We start from the raw sequence: 13,866 nt of genomic DNA on the forward strand, positions 1-13,866 counted from the left end.
TGCGCCGGATGTTCTGGCGGGCAAACACCGCCCGGACAGGAAGTGATCATGACCTCGACCGACCGCGCCGCAGCCTTCCAGCTCTCCGAGGACGCGCAGGACCTGCTGTTCCGCGCCGCCCGCACCGCGAACTCCTTCAGCTCCGAACCGGTCGACGACGAGCAGATCCGCGCGATCTACGACCTGGTCAAGTGGGGCCCGACCTCGATGAACCAGCAGCCGCTGCGGATCGCGCTGGTGCGCTCGGACGAGGGCAAGCAGCGGCTGCTGCCGCACCTGTCCGAAGGCAACCGGGCCAAGACCGAGTCGGCGCCGCTGGTCGCGGTCCTGTCCGCGGACACCGACTTCCACGAGAACCTGCCCAAGGTCTTCCCGCACAAGCCGGACGCCAAGGACATGTGGGCGGGCGACGACGGGTTCCGCGCCGAGCACGCCAAGCTCAACGGCACCCTGCAAGTCGGCTACTTCATCCTCGGCGTGCGCGCCGCGGGGCTGGCCGCGGGCCCGATGACCGGTTTCGACGCCGCGGGCATCAACGCCGAGTTCTTCCCGGACGGCCGCGAGAAGGTCCTCGTCGTGGTCAACATCGGCAAGCCCGGCGAGAACCCCTGGTTCGACCGCCTGCCCCGGCTCGACTACGACGAGGTCGTCACCACGCTCTGACGGCCCGGAAACACCCGGCACGACACCGAAAAGCCCGGCCCCCGAAGCGGGGGACCGGGCTTTTCGGCGTTCTGGGGACGCTCAGGCGTGGCCGTTGAACAAGCTGGTCACCGAGCCGTCCTCGAAGACCTGGTGGATCGCTTCGGCCACCAGCGGGGCGATGGACAGCACCCGCAGCGTGGGGAAGTGGTGGTCCTCCGGGATCGGCAGCGTGTTGGTCAGCACGACCTCCTTGGCTCCGCAGGAGGACAGCCGCTCCACCGCCGGGCCGGACAGCACGCCGTGCGTCGCCGCGATGATCACGGCCTTGGCGCCCGCCTCCAGCAGCTGCTCGGTGGCCTTGGTGATCGTGCCGCCGGTGTCGATCATGTCGTCGACCAGCACGCACAGCCTGCCCTCGACGTCACCGACGACGCGGTTGGCGACCACCTGGTTCGGCTTCGTGGGGTCCCGGGTCTTGTGGATGAACGCCAGCGGAGTCCCGCCGAGGTTGTCCGCCCACTTCTCGGCCACGCGCACCCGGCCGGAGTCCGGCGATACCACGGTGATCTTCTCTTCGGAGTAGGTCTCGCGCACGTAGTCCGACAGCACCGTCTGCGCCAGCAGGTGGTCCACCGGCCCGTCGAAGTAGCCCTGGATCTGGTCGGTGTGCAGGTCCACCGTCATGATCCGGTCCGCACCGGCGGTCTTGAACAGGTCCGCCATCAGCCGCGCCGAGATCGGCTCGCGGCCCTTGTGCTTCTTGTCCTGCCGTGCGTAGCCGTAGAACGGCATGACCACGGTGATCCGCTTCGCGCTGGCCCGCTTGAGCGCGTCCACCATGATCAGCTGTTCCATGATGGCGTCGTTCAGCGGCGTGCAGTGCGACTGGATTACGAAGGCGTCGCAGCCGCGGACCGACTCGTCGTAGCGGACGAAGATCTCGCCGTTGGCGAACTTGTAGGCCGCCTGGGGCGTGACCGTCACGTCGAGCTGCTTGGCCACCTCCTCGGCAAGTTCCGGGTGGCTGCTCCCGGAGAAGAGCTTCAAGCTCTTCTTCGGGGTCGCAGACATGGCACTCACGGTCATCGTCCCTCCCCGTTGACGCCCATCATCGGGAGTCACTGATCGGATTGGTGGTCAGGTCAGATCCCGACCGCTCCAGCGCCCGCTGAGCGGCCTGGTCGGCGGCGGTGTCCGGGCGGCGGCGAGCCACCCAGCCTTCGATGTTGCGCTGCCTCCCGCGGGCGACCGCCATGGCGCCCGGGGGGACGTTCTGGGTGATGACCGAACCGGCGGCGGTGTAGGCGCCGTCGCCCACCTCGACCGGAGCGACGAACATGTTGTCCGCGCCGGTGCGGGCGTGCGATCCGATCACGGTGCGGTGCTTGGCCACTCCGTCGTAGTTGACGAACACGGTGGCCGCGCCGATGTTGCTGTTCTCGCCGACCTCGGCGTCGCCGACGTAGGTCAGGTGCGGCACCTTGCTGCCCGCGCCGATCTCGGCGTTCTTGGTCTCCACGAAGGTGCCGATCTTGCCGTCGGCGCCGAGCCGGGTGCCGGGGCGCAGGTAGGCGAACGGGCCCGCGGAGGCACCGGGGCCGACCTCGGCTCCCTCGCCGTGCGAGCGCACCACGGACGCGCCGGGCCGCACCGCGCAGCCGGTGAGCGTGGTGTCCGGCCCGATCACCGCGCCTTCGCCGACGCTGGTGCCCGCGCGCAGCTGCACGCCCGGTTCGAGCAGCACGTCCCGGTCCAAGGACACGTCGCAGTCCAGCCACACCGAGGCCGGGTCGGTGACCGTGACACCCGCGCGCATCCAGTCCAGCACGAGCCTGCGGTTGAACTCCGCGCCGAGCCGCGCCAGCTGCACCCGGTCGTTCACGCCCTCGACCAGCCACGTGTCCGCGCACACCAGCGCGCCCACGGACTTCCCGTCGCCGCGGGCGATGGAGAGCACATCGGTCAGGTACAGCTCACCTTGCGCGTTGTCGGTGGAGAGCCGGGCCAGCGCCTCGGACAGCACCGCGGCGTCGAAGGCGTAGACCCCGGAGTTGATCTCGTCGATGGCCGCCTGCTCGGCGGTCGCGTCCTTCTGCTCGACGATCCCGGTGACCTGCCCGGACCCGTCGCGCACGAGGCGCCCGTAGCCGGTGGGGTCCGCGACGACCGCGGAGAGCACGGTGGCCGCGTTGCCGTTGTCGTGGTGCTCGCGCAGCAACGCGCTCAGCGTCGTCGCGTCCAGCAGCGGCACGTCGCCGTAGCTGACCAGGACCGTGCCGGACGTGCGGTCCGCGAGCGCGTCGAGCCCGCAGGCCACCGCGTGGCCGGTCCCGAGCTGTTGGTCCTGCACGGCGGTGCGGACGTCGCGGTCCAGCTCGCCCGCGACGTCGGCGAGGTGCTCGCCGACCGCGTCCTTGCCGTGCCCGATCACGACGACGAGGTCCTCGGGATCGGTGCCCGCCGCGGCGCGCACCGCGTGTTCCACCAGCGGGCGGCCGGCGAGCCGGTGCAGGACCTTCGGCGTGGCCGAACGCATCCGGGTGCCTTCGCCCGCGGCCAGCACGATCGCGTGCACCCGGGCGTCGTCCGGGGACCAGCCACCGGGGGAACCGCCACCGGGGGAGCCGCCACCGGGGGAGCCGGAAGCAGCCGCGCCGGACGTGCTGTCGGGGGCGGGCCGGGCGTTCGCGCCCTGGGGCATCAACGCACTCCCTCGGGTCTCAAGCGGGTTCGACGCCGATACGCCGGAGTCGCCCTGTTCGGTGCGGCCACGGTGCGCTATGGCGCCGCTGGCCGACTGCTGATGGCGTCCAAGCGGGTGAAGGGTAACCGGATCGACTCCGGGTCGGGCCGGGTGCCCCGTCCGCTCGTTCCGGCGGAAGCCGATGATACCTCCCCCGCAAGGTCCGGCCCCGTCGCCATGGCCCGTCTCAACTGGGTATTCGTGATCGGACGCGTAGCTGCTGCGGCGCGCGGCCACCGCAGGCGGATGGCGGCGCCGGAATAGCGGCAAATGTGCGGAGAAGGCATCAGGTTGATCACCGAGCGTGCGAGCCGTGGACGCAATAGCGCGATCGGGGTGATTTCCGACGAAGCCGCCGTGTGGCGGCGGGGACGCACCCGCGCTCAGTGCGGTTGCGGAGGGATCCAGGTCTCCTGCTCGCGCGGGCCGCTCGGCCCCGCCGGGTACTGCGCGTCCTCGGCCGCCGCGAACGTCGCGACCTGGTTCCCGCCGCCGCGCTTGGCCTGGTACATCGCCGCGTCCGCGCGGGCCAGCACCTGGGCGCCGGACTCCTGCGCGCGCATCGCGACCACGCCGATCGACAACGTCACCCCGCGCGAAAGGGCCTTCGGCAACCGGGCGATCGCCTCGACCGTGCGCTGCAACGCGGATTCCGCGTCCGTGAGCGCCACGACGGGCAGCAGCACGACGAACTCGTCGCCGCCGTAGCGGGACACGAAGTCGTCCACCCGCAGCGTGTCCCGCAACGTGGTCGCGACGACGCGCAGCACGTCGTCGCCTTCGGCGTGCGAGCAGCGGTCGTTGACCTCCTTGAACCCGTCCAGGTCGACCAGCGCGATCGACAGCGGCTGCGCCTCCGCGCTGCCCAGCAGCGAGTCCAGCCGGTCGTCCAGCGCCCGGCGGTTGGACAACCCGGTCAGCGGGTCCTGCAGCGCCTGCTGCGTGATCGCGTCGTGGCGCAGGTTCAGCCGCGCGTTCTCCAACCGGCTGGAAAGCGTCGAGTACCGCGCCTCCCGCATCGTCCACAGCTCGGTCTCCAGCTCGAGCACGTACTCGCCCAGCGCGTCGCTGATCGGCTCGTCGATCTCGACCAGCCGGGCGTACTCCCTGGCCAGCGAGATCCGCAGCGTCGGGTCGGAGGTGTCGGTCGTGACGTGCGAGCGGGAGTCCTGCCCCGCCGCCCTGGACGGGGCGAGCACCGACACGGCCTCCGCGCGCCGATCGGCCGACATCAGGCAGCGGGACAGCGCGATCGCCACGATGATCTTCTCCCGCGGGTGGATCGCGCGGTCCAGCGAGCGCAACCGCTGCAACCGCTCGATGTGCTCCGGACCGGGCTGCGCGAGCGCGTGCGCGGCGCCGAGCAGCGGGATCTGGTCCCACGCGGTGCGGTCCGGCAGCCGCGGGAACAACGACTCCTGCCACGGGCCTTCGACCGCGTAGGCCAGCGCGGAGGCGGTGGCGAACCGCTCACCGGCCTCGTCGTCCTCGCCGATGCGCTCCAGCCGCAGTCCCCAGCCCAGCAGCATCCGGCAGCGGTTCATCATGTGCACCGCGATCTCGTGCGGCCCGCCGCTCTCCCGGATGCGGTGGTGCGCGCGGCCCATGACGACCTCGGCCATCTCGTAGACGCCGAGCTGGGTGAGCACGTAACCGAGGTCGATCAGCGCGGTCGCCAGCAGCCGGTCCCAGGACCGCCGCCCCAGCGCGGTGTCCGGTACGAGTTCGTCCTCCAGCATCGCCAGGCCCCACGCGACCTCGCTGATCGCGTTGTCCTCACCGCTGGCCAGCAGCTGCCGCCTGCCGCGCAGCGCCCGCGCGTCCGCCTCCAGCACCAGCAGGCCGTGCCTGCGGCTGTGCGTGAGCAGTTCGTCCAGCAGCGGGTCCGCGCCGTGCGCGAGGCCGGGGGTGGACAGCCGCATCGCGGCGCAGTGCCGGAGCAGCTGGGCGACGATGCGCGGTTCGCCGCGGCGCTGCGCCTCGGCGAGCAGGCCGTCGGCTTCGCGGATGGTGCCGCGCTGGCCGAGTGCGTCGCTGTTCTGCCCGACGGCGCTCAGTTCGCGCGCGCGACCCACCAACCACGCGTCGCTGACTTCGCTCAGCGCGGTTGTCGCGTCGTCGCGCACGTCCGTCGCGTCCTCGTGCAGCGGCGCACACCCCCTGCTGGGAATCAGCCCGGCCGGGGCCGGGAGGTCGGCGATCGTCACGGCTGCGCCGGGCATCGCGCACCCGGCAGGACCGGCAACCGCCTTACCGGCCCGGCCGCACCGCCTGCGACCGCTGCTCCGCCGCCAGGACTCGAACCTGGACCATCAGAACCAAAATCTGAGGTGCTGCCTTTACACCACGGCGGATCGGTCGGTGGGCGGTCCCGCTCGCGAGCCCGCCGCTTCGGCCGGCCTGCGCACGGACCGGTTCGGCGGCAGAGCTTACCGGCACGCCTGCAGGCCGTGTCAGCCCAGTCGACATGGTGGCACGTTCGTCCAGCGCGCCTGCCCGGCAGATCAATTCCGGACACGCCCGAGCTGGTGCGACACGCCGCAATATCATCGCCGGGGGGTGACGATCGTGCATCCACGAACTTACGCTGCCGTAGGTTACGGTCCCGTAGGATTCGGGGTCGACGGCCGCGCACCCGGCGCAGGCAGACCGTCCTTCCCACCACCTGACCAGTTGAGGTAGTGAGCATGACAGCAGCAACGAGCGTTGCGCCCGAGGCGCCCAGCGCCGACACCGGACCGAAACCGCTGACCGCGGGCGATCGGCCGAGAGTCGCACAGTTCTTCGTGTACCTGTTCGTCACCGTGCCGACGCTGGCCGTGATCGCTGCCGTGCCGTTCGCCTGGGGCTGGGGGCTGGGCTGGGTCGACGTGGGGCTCGCCGCGGTCTTCTACGTGATCAGCGGGCTCGGGGTCACCGTCGGCTTCCACCGGCACTTCACGCACGGCTCGTTCAAGGCCAAGCGCGGGCTGCGCGCTGCGCTGGCGATCGCGGGCATGACCTCGCTGCAGGGCCCGGTGATCACCTGGGTCGCCGACCACCGCAGGCACCACGCCTACTCGGACCGGGACGGCGATCCGCATTCGCCGTGGCGGTTCGGCAGCTCGCCCGCGGCGCTGGCCAAGGGCTTCTGGTACGCGCACATGGGCTGGTTGTTCGAGCGCGCGTTCACCAACGAGGACCGGTTCGCCCCGGACCTGCGCAAGGACTCCGCGCTGGTGCGGCTCAACAGCCTGTTCGTGCTGTGGACGGCGCTGAGCCTGGTGCTGCCCGCGGTGCTCGGCGGGCTGCTGACCTGGTCCTGGTGGGGCGCGCTGACCGCGTTCTTCTGGGCCGGTCTGGTGCGGGTCGCGCTGCTGCACCACATCACGTGGTCGGTGAACTCGATCTGCCACATGATCGGCGAGCGGCCGTTCAAGAGCCGGGACAAGGCGGCGAACTTCTGGCCGCTGGCGATCGTGTCGTTCGGTGAGTCCTGGCACAACTCGCACCACGCCGATCCGACCTGCGCCCGGCACGGGGTGCTGCGCGGGCAGTTGGACATCTCGGCGCGGACGATCTGGGCGTTCGAGAAGCTGGGCTGGGCGTGGAAGGTGCGCTGGCCGAACGAGAAGCGGCTGGCCCGGATCGCGGTCACCGAGCACAAGGGCTGAACCGGGCGGCACGACCGGAACGCAGCGGGCGGCGCGAACTCGGCACGCGTCCGGGGAGGTCCGCATCGTGCCCGGCAGCGGCGGCTAGGGTTGCCGCGTGGCGGGACGGCGGAAGCGGAACTCCCCGGACTCGGAGACCAGACGCCGTTCGGCGCGCACGGCCCGGGTCCGGATGACCGGTGAGGAACGGCGCCAGCAACTGCTCGACGTGGCGCGGGCCCTGTTCGCGGAGAAGGGGTTCGAGGCGGCCTCCATCGAGGAGATCGCGCACCGGGCCGGGGTCTCCAAGCCGGTCGTCTACGAGCACTTCGGCGGCAAGGAAGGCGTCTACGCGGTCGTGGTGGACCGCGAGATGCGCAACCTGCTGGACCTGGTCGTCTCCGCGCTGTCCGCCGGTCACCCCCGTGCGCTGCTGGAACAGGCGGCCACGGCGTTGCTGGAGTACATCGACAACTCCACCGACGGGTTCCGCATCCTGGTGCGCGACTCGCCGGTGGCCAGCACGACGGGCACCTTCTCGTCGCTGCTCAACGACATCGCCAGCCAGGTCGAGCACATCCTCGGGCTGCAGTTCAGCGCGAAGGGCTACGACGCGAAGCTGGCGCCGCTCTACAGCCAGGCGCTGGTGGGCATGGTCGCGCTGACCGGCCAGTGGTGGCTGGAGGTGCGCAAGCCGAAGAAGGAAGAGGTCGCCGCGCACCTGGTCAACATGGCCTGGAACGGGCTGTCCCACCTGGAGCACAAGCCCAAGCTGGGCAACTGGCGGTGAATCCTCCCCGAGTGAACGGTCCGCTGGACCGACCGGGCGCACGGTCCGTTCACTTCCGGAACTTCGCTTTACGACTGGGCAATAATGGGACGAGAGGTCCGCTGAAACTGAGGTGATCACGGTGTGCGATGATCTGAACACTATGAGTAGTGCACTCGCGTACACCGGCGGTCCGCCTTACGCGCTGGCCGATTGGGAGTCGCTCGACGAGGACCCGGGCGGCAACCGGGTGGAGCTGATTGGCGGACATTTCAAGGTGACTCCTGCGCCCAGCTACGCCCATCAGGCGATCAGTGACGAACTCCGGCTGCTCCTGCGGCAGGCGTTGCGCCGCGAGGAACGTTCGGACCTCGTGGCGGTGAGCGCGTTGGGAATCAGCGTCGTCGAGGGCATGGGGTTCGTTCCGGACATCAGCGTTGTTCCCGCGCAGAGCGACGGCACGATCAAGGTGGCGGCGTCCGAAGTGCTGCTCGCGGTGGAAGTCGTCTCGCCGCGGACGCGCAAGGACGACCGCATGGTCAAGCCCGAGGCGTACGCGCAGGCCGGAGTTCCGTTCTACTGGCGGGTCGAGCCGATGCCCGGGGCGCCGCCCGCGATCTTCTGTTTTCAGCTCGACAAGGGAGAGTACGCCGAGTCCGCAGTGGTGGAGTCCGGTCGGCCCGCCACGGTCAAGGCCGCTCCGGTGGACGTCGATCTCGACGTCGACGTGCTGTACGAGCAGATCTTCGGTGCCTGGTCACGTTGACGAGATGCGCAGCACCTGGTCGTTCTCGCCGTTGGACGTCGTGACATAGAGGGCACCGTCAGGGCCTTGGCGTGCGGCGCGGAGACGGCCGTGCGTGCCGTCGAGCTCCGATGGGATCAGGACTTCCTGCACTGCGCCGTTGGGTTCCAGCCGGTACAGCAGCAGCTTCGAGCCCTTGAGCGCGGGCACTGCGAGCATCCCGTCGAGCTCGCCCCACTGCGGGCCGGTGAGGAACGTGGCTCCGGATACCGCCTCGGTCGCGTCGCCGGACGACCACACCGCGGGTACCGCGTCCGGGAACCGCCGCAGGTCGGTCATCGGCACCGACTCGTCGTAGGAGTCCGAGCTGCCGCCGCGCGACGGGTCCCAGCCGTAGTTTCGGCCCGGGACCAGCACGTTGAGCTCGTCGTCGCGATCCGGACCGTGCTCGGCGACGACCACCTGACCACCAGGGCGCGGCGCGATGCCTTGCGCGTTCCGGTGCCCGTAGGTGTAGATCAGCCGCTCGGCCGGGTCCGGCGAGTTCGCGAACGGGTTGTCCGGCAGCGGTTCTCCGGTGCGCAAGTCCATTCGCAGCACCTTCCCGCCCAGGCCGCTGCGGTCCTGCGCGGCTCCGGGGTCCGCGGCATCACCGGTGGTCACCAGCAGCGAACCGTCCTCGGCCAGCGCGGGGCGGCAACCGGAGTGCCTGCCGCCCTGGTTCACCGGCAGCCCGGTGAGCAGCGGCGGCCCGACCCGCTGCGCGCTGCTGCCGTCTTCGGAGAGCCGCCAGTTGATCAGCCGGACGTCCACCGGCCGCCCGTTCTCCTGGTACGTCTGGCACGTCAGGAACTGCCGCGTGCTGGCGAAATCCGGATGCACCAGCAGGCCCATCAGCCCGCCCTCGCCGCGCGCGAACACGTCGGAGAAGTCGGCCCGCACCGGCCGGACCTGCGCTCCCGGGCGGTTGCCGGTGAGCAGTCCGAGCTTGCCGGAGCGCTGCGGGATCAGTGCGGTGCCATCCGGCAGGAAGCCGATGTCCCAAGGGTGCGTCAGCCCGCCCGCGACCACTTCGACGCCGAGCGCGGCCGGTTCCGGCGCCCTCGCGGCGGCCTCCGATGGCGTGCCGTCCGGAGCGCTGCACGCAGCGAGCAGCAGGGTCACGGCGAAAGCGGCGAACCGGACTGTGCGCATGGTCACAGTATGTCAGCAAGGCATAGCCGCCGGTCCAGCGAACGGGAGCCATCGATCCGGGGCGGCCCAGAAGCGTCGGTGCGGAGTCGTAGGCTGGACGGTGACTCCCGCCGCCCGGACCTCCCGGGACGTGCCCGATTCCCGGACGAGATCAGCACGGTTCCCGGAGCTACCGGCCCCCGGTGGTGCCGCCCCGGATCACCGATCCACGCCGGGTGCGGCCGCACGACTCGGCCAGCAACCGGGTACGCCGATGGGCCGGAGGCAAAGTCGTTCCCGGGGACGGGTCTGTGCGCGTTTCCGGTGATTCTCGGTGCGAGGGATGCTCCATGACCCAGGCTGGTCCTGCCACGGCTACGGAAGCGGCGCCGGCCGCCGCGCTGCGCGGGCTGCTCGGCCCGCTGCTGGACGATGCCGCTTTCCAGCGGCTGATCGAGTCCGCGGGCAGTCCGCACGTGGTGCTGGAAGGTCCCGTGGCGGCCCGTCCGCTCACCGCCGCCGCGCTGGCCGAAGGAGCCTCGGCGCCGGTGCTGCTGGTCACCGCGACCGGCCGGGAAGCCGAGGAGACCGCGACAGCGGTCGGTGACCTGATCGGCGCCGACGGCGTCGCGGTCTTCCCGTCGTGGGAGACGCTGCCGCACGAGCGGCTCTCCCCGCGTGCGGACACCGTGGGCCGCAGGCTGGCGGTGCTGCGCAGGCTCGCGCATCCCGAGGAGCACGCCGAAGGCCCGGTCCGGGTGCTGGTCTCGACGGTGCGCAGCCTGATCCAGCCGATCGCACCCGGCCTCGGCGAGCTGCCCCCGGTGCGGCTCGAACTGGAGCAGGAGCACGACTTCGAGGAGCTGGTGCAGCGGCTGACCGGCCTGGCCTACACCCGGGTCGACATGGTGGAGAAGCGCGGCGAGTTCGCCGTGCGCGGCGGCATCGTCGACGTGTTCCCGCCCACCGAGGAACACCCGCTGCGCGTGGAGTTCTGGGGCGACGAGGTCACCGAGATCCGCCCGTTCTCCGTCGCCGACCAGCGCTCGCTGCCGGAAGCCACCGACACCGACCTGTACGCGCCCGCCTGCCGCGAGCTGTTGATCACCGATCAGGTCGCCGAGCGCGCCGGGAAGCTCGCCGAGCAGCACTCCGCCGACGGGCACCTCTCCGAGATGCTCGGCAAGATCGCCGGCGGCGCCGCGGTGGAGGGCATGGAGGCGTTGATCCCCGCGCTGTGCGAAGGGGAGATGCGGCTGCTGACCGACCTCGTCCCGGCGGGTACGCACGTGGTGCTGGCCGATCCGGAGAAGGTGCGGGCGCGCGCGGCGGACCTGGTGCGCACCGGCCAGGAGTTCCTGGAGGCGTCCTGGATGGTCGCCGCCGACGGCGGCCGCGCCCCGATCGACCTGGGGGCCTCGGCCTACCGCGGGTTGAGCGACGTCGCCGAGCACACCCGCGAGCTCGGACTGCCGTGGTGGACGTTGACGCAGCTGTCCGGCGACGGCGAGCAAGGCGCGCTGCAGCTGCCGCTGAAGCAGGTCGAGGCGTACCGCGGCGAGGTCGAGCGCGCGTACGCGGACCTGCGCGCGCACACCGCTTCCGGAGGCGCGGCCGTGCTGGTCGTCCCCGGGCAGGGCACGGCGCAGCGGGCGGTGCAGCAGTTCCGCGAGGCCGAACTGCCGGTGCAGCCCGCCAAGGAGGGCCTGGTCGAGGCGCCGCAGCCCGGTGTGATCACCGTGGTCCGCGGCGGCCTGGAGGACGGTTTCGCGGCTCCGGACGCGGGCCTGGTGGTGCTCACCGAAGCCGACCTGACCGGCGGCCGCGGCGGCACCTCGACCAAGGACATGCGGCGGATGCCGTCCAAGCGGCGCAACGCCGTGGATCCGCTGGCGCTCAAGCAGGGCGATTTCGTGGTGCACGAGCAGCACGGCATCGGCAAGTACGTCGAGATGGTGCAGCGAACTGTCGGCGGTGCGACCCGCGAGTACCTGGTGCTGGAGTACGCCTCCAGCAAGCGCGGCCAGCCGGGTGACAAGCTGTTCGTGCCCACCGACCAGCTCGACGAGGTCTCCCGCTACGTGGGCGGTGAGCTGCCGACGCTGAACAAGCTCGGCGGCTCGGACTGGAAGAACACCAAGGCCAAGGCGCGCAAGGCGGTCAAGGAGATCGCCGCGGAGCTGGTGCAGCTCTACGCCGCCCGCCAGTCCTCGACCGGGCACGCCTTCGGCGCGGACTCCCCGTGGCAGCGCGAGCTGGAGGACGCCTTCCCCTACACCGAGACCGGCGACCAGCTCGCCGCGATCGACGAGGCCAAGTCCGACATGGAACGCGCGGTGCCGATGGACCGGGTGGTCTGCGGCGACGTCGGCTACGGCAAGACCGAGATCGCGGTGCGCGCGGCGTTCAAGGCGGTGCAGGACGGCAAGCAGGTCGCGGTGCTGGTGCCGACGACGCTGCTGGCCCAGCAGCACCTGAACACCTTCACCGACCGGATGCGCTCCTTCCCGGTGACCATCAAGGGGATGTCCAGGTTCACCGACGCGCGGGAGTCGGAGCAGACCACTGCGGGCCTCGCGGACGGCTCGGTGGACATCGTGATCGGCACGCACCGGCTGCTGCAGACCGGCGTGCGCTACAAGGACCTCGGCCTGGTGATCGTGGACGAGGAGCAGCGCTTCGGCGTCGAGCACAAGGAGCACATCAAGGCGCTGCGCACGCACGTGGACGTGCTGACGATGTCGGCGACGCCGATCCCGCGGACGCTGGAGATGAGCATGGCCGGGATCCGCGAGATGTCCACGATCCTGACCCCGCCGGAGGAGCGGCACCCGGTGCTGACCTACGTCGGCGCCTACGACGAGAAGCAGGTCGCCGCCGCGATCCGCCGCGAGCTGCTGCGCGACGGCCAGGTGTTCTTCGTGCACAACCGGGTGTCGACGATCGAGAAGGCGGCCCGGCACCTGCGCGAGCTCGTGCCGGAGGCGCGGATCGTCACCGCGCACGGGCAGATGAACGAGGACCGGCTGGAGAAGATCATCCAGGGGTTCTGGGAGCGCGAGCACGACGTGCTGGTGTGCACCACGATCGTCGAGACCGGGCTGGACATCTCGAACGCGAACACGCTGATCGTGGAGCGCTCGGACATGCTCGGGCTGTCCCAGCTGCACCAGCTGCGCGGGCGCGTCGGGCGGGCGCGCGAGCGCGGGTACGCGTACTTCCTGTACCCGGGCGAGAAGCCGCTCACCGACACCGCGCACGACCGGCTCGCCACGATCGCGCAGAACTCCGAGCTGGGCGCGGGCATGGCGGTGGCGATGAAGGACCTGGAGATCCGCGGCGCGGGCAACATCCTCGGCGCCGAGCAGTCCGGGCACATCGCGGGCGTCGGGTTCGACCTGTACGTGCGGCTGGTCGGGGAGGCCGTGGAGGCGTTCAAGCAGCACGCGGGCGCGGAACCCGGTTCGGCCGACGAGGAGCTGTCCGAGGTCCGGGTGGACCTGCCGGTGGACGCGCACATCCCGCACGACTACGTGCCGGGGGAGCGGTTGCGGCTGGAGGCGTACCGCAAGATCGCCGCGGCCGTGGATCAGGAGTCGCTGGACGCGGTGCGCGCCGAGCTCGGCGACCGCTACGGGCAGCTGCCGGAGCCGGTGGAACGGTTGCTGAAGGTCGCGCGGTTCCGCCAGGTCTGCCGCGAGTACGGGGTCACCGAGGTGACCTTGCAGGGCTCGTCGCTGCGGGTGGCGCCGATGGAGCTGGCGGACTCGCAGCAGATGCGGCTCAAGCGGCTGTACCCGAAGGCGGTGTACAAGGCGGCGGTGCGCACGGTGTCGGTGCCGCGTCCGACCGAGGGTGCCGCGGGCGGGCGGATCGGCGCACCGCCGTTGCGCGACGTTGCGCTGCTGGAGTGGTGCACGCAGCTGCTCGCGTCGCTGGCCGGAAAGCCCGCCGCGGTGGGCTGATCCGCCGTTCGCGCTGCTTGGCGATCGACCGTTCCGCCGAGCTCGTTGCGACGCCCGCGTTCACTCTGCCGTATTTTTTCCCGCGGAGAACGGGAAAATCGCCGCGAGGCAACCTCGTGCGCTGTCCGGCGTCTGTCAATGTGCAGGAACATCCTGACCGACGCGCGCCGTGCGGTGGACGAAAGGACCAGCGG

Annotated in this window: 9 protein-coding genes and 1 tRNA gene; 5 read left to right on the forward strand and 5 right to left on the reverse strand. The window is 71.0% G+C overall.

All coding sequences use genetic code 11. The features are described from left to right. Positions 1-48 precede the first annotated feature (48 nt). The gene (locus tag V1457_RS11445; RefSeq protein ID WP_295150683.1) at positions 49-663 is read left to right on the forward strand and encodes a malonic semialdehyde reductase; all 615 of its coding nucleotides are present in this window, start codon (positions 49-51) and stop codon (positions 661-663) included. An 81-nt stretch (positions 664-744) separates the two neighbouring features. Here the strand turns inward: V1457_RS11445 and V1457_RS11450 are convergent, their stop codons facing one another. The 4 genes from V1457_RS11450 to V1457_RS11465 all read right to left on the reverse strand — a co-directional run bounded on the left by V1457_RS11450 (position 745) and on the right by V1457_RS11465 (position 5,742). Further along, positions 745-1,716 carry a ribose-phosphate diphosphokinase gene (locus V1457_RS11450; RefSeq protein WP_233626980.1) on the reverse strand — a complete coding sequence of 324 codons (972 nt, stop codon included), beginning with the start codon at positions 1,714-1,716 and terminating at the stop codon, positions 745-747. Between the two features lie 37 nt (positions 1,717-1,753). Further along, a complete protein-coding gene (glmU, locus tag V1457_RS11455; RefSeq protein WP_338603325.1) occupies positions 1,754-3,346 on the reverse strand; it encodes a bifunctional UDP-N-acetylglucosamine diphosphorylase/glucosamine-1-phosphate N-acetyltransferase GlmU in 1,593 nt (530 codons plus the stop codon). A 425-nt stretch (positions 3,347-3,771) separates the two neighbouring features. Further along, a complete protein-coding gene (locus tag V1457_RS11460) occupies positions 3,772-5,610 on the reverse strand; it encodes a GGDEF domain-containing protein (protein ID WP_338603328.1) in 1,839 nt (612 codons plus the stop codon). Between the two features lie 61 nt (positions 5,611-5,671). Then, positions 5,672-5,742, reverse strand: a tRNA-Gln gene (locus V1457_RS11465). A 333-nt stretch (positions 5,743-6,075) separates the two neighbouring features. Here V1457_RS11465 and V1457_RS11470 point away from each other — a divergent pair. From V1457_RS11470 to V1457_RS11480, 3 genes are all read left to right on the forward strand, one after another. Continuing rightward, on the forward strand, positions 6,076-7,041 hold the full coding sequence (locus V1457_RS11470) for an acyl-CoA desaturase (protein WP_338603331.1): 966 nt from the start codon (positions 6,076-6,078) through the stop codon (positions 7,039-7,041). Positions 7,042-7,213: 172 nt separating this feature from the next. Further along, complete coding sequence (locus tag V1457_RS11475; RefSeq protein WP_200069410.1) at positions 7,214-7,810, forward strand: TetR/AcrR family transcriptional regulator; 597 nt, start codon at positions 7,214-7,216, stop codon at positions 7,808-7,810. A 121-nt stretch (positions 7,811-7,931) separates the two neighbouring features. Beyond that, positions 7,932-8,555 (forward strand): Uma2 family endonuclease, encoded by a 624-nt coding sequence (locus V1457_RS11480; RefSeq protein WP_338603334.1) that lies wholly within the window; start codon positions 7,932-7,934, stop codon positions 8,553-8,555. On the opposite strand, the gene V1457_RS11485 is transcribed toward V1457_RS11480, so the two are convergent. Next, positions 8,547-9,728 (reverse strand): sorbosone dehydrogenase family protein, encoded by a 1,182-nt coding sequence (locus tag V1457_RS11485; RefSeq protein ID WP_295150233.1) that lies wholly within the window; start codon positions 9,726-9,728, stop codon positions 8,547-8,549. The genes V1457_RS11480 and V1457_RS11485 overlap by 9 nt on opposite strands. Before the next feature lie 329 nt (positions 9,729-10,057). Between V1457_RS11485 and mfd the strand changes: the two genes are divergently transcribed. Further along, positions 10,058-13,672: a transcription-repair coupling factor gene (mfd, locus tag V1457_RS11490; protein ID WP_200069262.1), complete on the forward strand. Its 3,615-nt coding sequence runs from the start codon at positions 10,058-10,060 to the stop codon at positions 13,670-13,672. Positions 13,673-13,866 lie beyond the last annotated feature (194 nt).

This window comes from Saccharopolyspora sp. SCSIO 74807 (assembly GCF_037023755.1).
In the GTDB taxonomy this organism is placed as follows: domain Bacteria; phylum Actinomycetota; class Actinomycetes; order Mycobacteriales; family Pseudonocardiaceae; genus Saccharopolyspora_C; species Saccharopolyspora_C galaxeae.